Origin of the sequence: Archangium sp. Cb G35, from assembly GCF_001896145.1 — a bacterium.
GTDB lineage: Bacteria > Myxococcota > Myxococcia > Myxococcales > Myxococcaceae > Archangium > Archangium violaceum.
The window spans coordinates 639,934-643,926 of the sequence record NZ_MPOI01000004.1 but is presented as its reverse complement, the minus strand read 5'-3'; the positions used below and the strand labels follow the sequence as shown (position 1 = coordinate 643,926).

The 3,993-nt window shown below is 67.8% G+C and carries 3 protein-coding genes and 1 tRNA gene; 1 reads left to right on the top strand and 3 read right to left on the bottom strand.

What is annotated here, in order from left to right; all coding sequences use genetic code 11:
* Positions 1 to 77 precede the first annotated feature (77 nt).
* Positions 78 to 154: transfer RNA gene (locus BO221_RS16100), tRNA-Asp, on the top strand.
* Between the two features lie 53 nt (positions 155 to 207).
* On the opposite strand, the gene BO221_RS16095 is transcribed toward BO221_RS16100, so the two are convergent.
* The 3 genes from BO221_RS16095 to BO221_RS16085 all read right to left on the bottom strand — a co-directional run bounded on the left by BO221_RS16095 (position 208) and on the right by BO221_RS16085 (position 3,985).
* A complete protein-coding gene (locus BO221_RS16095) occupies positions 208 to 870 on the bottom strand; it encodes a glutathione S-transferase family protein (RefSeq protein ID WP_073561313.1) in 663 nt (220 codons plus the stop codon).
* A gap of 79 nt (positions 871 to 949) precedes the next feature.
* Positions 950 to 2,227, bottom strand: a complete 1,278-nt coding sequence (locus BO221_RS16090; protein WP_073561312.1) for a hypothetical protein — start codon at positions 2,225 to 2,227, stop codon at positions 950 to 952.
* A 126-nt stretch (positions 2,228 to 2,353) separates the two neighbouring features.
* Positions 2,354 to 3,985 (bottom strand): LVIVD repeat-containing protein, encoded by a 1,632-nt coding sequence (locus BO221_RS16085; RefSeq protein ID WP_073561311.1) that lies wholly within the window; start codon positions 3,983 to 3,985, stop codon positions 2,354 to 2,356.
* Positions 3,986 to 3,993: the final 8 nt, after the last annotated feature.

Below are 3,993 nucleotides of genomic sequence, written 5' to 3'. Positions count from 1 at the left end.
CACGGAGTTCCGATCAGTTAATAACGCCTCCACACAGCGACGCCGCTCGGGGCGCGACCCGCACCGAGCCGTCTCATGGGGAGTTAGTTCAGTTGGTTAGAACGCCGGCCTGTCACGCCGGAGGCCACGGGTTCAAGTCCCGTACTCCTCGCCAATAGAAGGGCCCGGAATCGTAAGGTTCCGGGCCCTTCGCCTTTTCTCACCTACCTAGCGCGCGCTGCCTGCCGGGGCCCCGAGGCGCTGCTCGTAGGCCTCCAGCGTCCGCCGCCAGGCGGGCCGTGCCTCACAGCGCTCGCGATAGGCGGAGACCCGGGGGAAGCTGTCGAGCACGCCCGCGTTGCGCACCTCGCGCAGCACCGTGGTCATCAGGATGTCCGCCACGGTAAACGCCTCGCCGGTGACATACGGACGCTCCCGAAGCCAGTCCTCGAGCGATGTCAGCGCACGCCCGGCCCACTGCACCAGCTCGGGACGCCGCTGCGCGCCGGTGGGATCGGCGGCGCCGAGCAGATCGATCATCACGATCTGGAACAGCGGGGGCTCCAGGGTGTTGAGCGCGGCGAAGCACCAGCGCGTCACCTGGGCGCGGCCCTGGAGATCCGCGGGCATCAAGCTGCCCGTCTTCTCCGCCAGGTACAGCAGGATCGCGCCCGTCTCGGTAAGCACGAAGCCGTCGTCCTCGAGCACCGGCACCTGACAGAAGGGGTTCAGCCGCCGGTACTCCTCGCTCGTGGTTTCCCCCGCGGGATGATCCAGGCCGTGCACCCGGTAGGGCACGCCCAACTCCTCGAGCGCCCACAGGACGCGCAAATCGCGCGTGAGACCCACTACCTTCGAGTTGACGCGGCCGAAGCCGTAGAGCGTGAGCATTCCAGCAGTGTCGATGCCGTGCCTGCCCGCTGTCGAGGAGTTCGGAAGGGGTGCGCCTTCCCTCAGGAGGGACAGCGCCTCACGGGCACGCGGCGGAGCGGACGGGCGAGTAGGTGCGGGTGCCGGTCTCGTCGATCTGGAACGTGGTGCCCGCGATGGGCCCGGACACGGCGCGCGCGGTGGCGATGAAGGTGGAGGGGCTCGTCACCTCTGCGTGGTAGATGAAGCGGCACCCACCGAGCCAGGAGCTGTCCGGACCCGTGGGGCGCGTGCCATCCGTGCAACTCAGGGGCAGGAAGCCCAGCTCCGCGAGGTTGCTCGAGTACCGATCCCTCTCCTGGAAGATGGTCCGCTCCGCCGTGTAGAGGGCCTGGAGGTGGATGAGGCCCTCCTCCTCCTGGACGTCGCACACGGACCGGGTGGGCTCCCGCTCTTCCCAGGCGATGTAGCGGCGCACCCCGGAGCGCTCGATCCAGAAGACGATGGTCTGCCACGAGGGCGAGCCGATCTGCAGCGTGACGTCCGCTACCGGAGTGCCCGCGGCCCCTTGCGCGGTGACCGTGAAGGAGGGAGCCGGCGAACCCGTCACCGACGACACCCGGTAGGCGAAGTGACAGCCCGCCACCCAGTCGGGTCCAGGCAGGGGCGCACTCGAGCCATCCGTACAGCCCATGGGCACGAAACCCGCCTGCAGGAGGGTGGTCGGATACTGGTCCCTCTCGGCGTAGGATGCCTGCATCGTCCAGAAGGCGTGGCCCATGTTCTCGACGGCTTCGAACTCCTGAGCGGAGAAGGACCCGGTGGGCCGGCACTCGTTCCAGTCGACGTAGCGGCGCACCCCGGAGTGCTCCAGCCAGAAGAAGATGTCATGGTTCGTGGTCGAGCCGATCTGCAGCGTCATGTCCGCGGCCGGAGTGCCCGCGGCGCCCTGGGCGATGGCGGTGAAGGACGCCGGCAGACTCGTCACGGACGTCACTTGATAGGCGAACTGGCAGCCCGCCACCTGGCCGGGTCCGGGCACCGGCGCACGCGAGCCATCCGCGCACGCGGCGGGCGAGAAGCCCACCTCCGCCAGGTCCTGTGAATAGCGATCCCTCTCCTGGAGGAAGGACCGCTGCGCCTCGAACAGGGCCCGCATCGCGCGGATGCCCTCGCAGTCGAGCTCCCCGCTGTCTCCACCGTCCCCGCTGTCTCCACCGTCCCCGCTGTCTCCACCGTCCCCGCTGTCTCCACCGTCCCCGCTGTCTCCACCGTCCCCGCTGTCGACGAGGGGGGTCTCCGGCAGGGTTACCTGGGCCTTCGTCCCGCACCCGCACAGCGCTCCCACCACGAGCAGCCACCGCATCCCACGCATCATGTGAACCTCCTCCTTCTCCGCTCCTGTCACCTGTGGACACCCGACGTCAATACGGGTTCCCAGCGGGCACGCCGAAGGAGGGAAGCACCGCCGCCCGGGCCTCGCGGCGGCGGTGCTTCTGCCCACTCACTTCTCGCGCAGGATGAGCAGCCCGCGAATGGTGTCCACCACGTAGATGTAGCCATCGCCCGGAATCCGGATGCCGATGGCGCCATCGAGGTGGTCCGCCTCGTGCGGGTCACTCTCACGCCAGGTGTTGAAGTACGCCACCTGGGTGGGCTGCGTGGGGTTGGAGACGTCCAGCACGCGCACGCCCTCCTGGTACCAGGTGAGGTAGAGCTTCTTGCCCACCAGCAGCATGTTGTGGATGGAGATGTTCTGGCGGAGCTTGAACTCGCCAATCTTGACGATGTTCGCGGGGTCGGTGACGTCGAGCACGCGCAGGTGCTCGCCGGGGCCCTCGCCGCCCATGAAGGCGATGGTGCGGCCGGCGAAGGTGCCCACGGCGTTCGCGTGGCTGAAGATGTCGTAGTGTCTGTACCGGCCGAGCGTGCGGAGGTTGTTCGTGTCGCTCACGTCGACGACGACGTAGCCGGCCCCCCCGTGGTTGACGTAGAGCCTGTCGCCCACGGCGAGGATGTCGTGCGCGACGGTGTTGTAGCCCGCATAGCGGTTGAGCTCGATCGGCTCGAGGGGCGAGGTGATGTCGAAGATGCTCACGGTCGTGTTCAGCGTGGCGTAGAGACGGTTGCCATCCACGAAGAGCGTGTGGTTGTTGAGTTGGGTGGTTCTGCTGGGAACGGACTTCACGAGCAGGGGATTGGCCGGGTCGCTGATGTCGAAGACGAGCACGCCCTTGACGGTGCTCGTGACGTAGAGCGCGTTGTCCTTGGCCCACACGCCGTTCCAGTTGGTGTCGCTCGGCATCTCCACCGTCTTCACCTTCACGGGCGCGGTCTTGTCGCTCACGTCGAAGACGGTGAGGCCTCCCGTCTTCGTCCTCCGGTTGCTCGACACCACGTAGGCGTGGCCCCGCGTCACGTAGACGTCCGACGGCTGGCCGAGGTCCACGGGGTTCTCCGAGACGAGCTCCAGGCCCGAGGCTTCGGACTCACCGGCGCGCCACTTCACGTGCTCGGACTTGAAGGTTCCACCGTAGTCGAAACTGTCATTCATGCAGTAGGCGAAGCAGCCGGTGAACTCGGGCGCCTGGGGCGCCGCGCAGGTGACGACCGCGTAGTGGCTCGTGCCGCCATCCCGTGTCTTGGAGGTCGTGGAGAACAGCCGGGCGTTGCCCTGCCGGGACTCGGTGGCGGCGAGGCCGTTCAGGTACGCGGTGCCCCCGTCTTCGCTGAGCGTGAGGACATCGACGTAATTGAGGAGGAAGCCGCCCGTGTTGTCCTCCATGCGGGCGCTCAGCATGTACGTGCCTCCGGTGCCCGCGTTATCGAGGCTGTCCTGGTCGCACGCCGAGAGGTCGAAGATGTTGAATCCACAGCCGACCGCGTCGCTGGGGCCGAAGCGGCAGGACGCGTACTGCTCCGGCTCGGGGCCCGGCCAGTTGCCTACCTCCTCGAGCGGGACGTAGCCGCCGTCCCACTCGTAGCCGGTGGAGGCATCCGGGGTGGAGGCGTCGGTTTCCGTGGAGGCGTCTGGAGTGGAGGCATCGGGGGAACCCGTGTTGCCCGGGTTCGGGCATCCGGTGAGCAGGAGGAGGCAGCCGAGCAGGGCGGCTCGAGCGAGGCAGTTGCGTTTCATGGTGGGAC

Excerpts from the sequence above, each read along its gene's own strand:
- BO221_RS16095 (WP_073561313.1), bottom strand. The coding sequence starts at position 870 with ATGCTCACGCTCTACGGCTTCGGCCGCGTCAACTCGAAGGTAGTGGGT.
- BO221_RS16090 (WP_073561312.1), bottom strand. The coding sequence starts at position 2,227 with ATGATGCGTGGGATGCGGTGGCTGCTCGTGGTGGGAGCGCTGTGCGGG.
- BO221_RS16085 (WP_073561311.1), bottom strand. The coding sequence starts at position 3,985 with ATGAAACGCAACTGCCTCGCTCGAGCCGCCCTGCTCGGCTGCCTCCTC.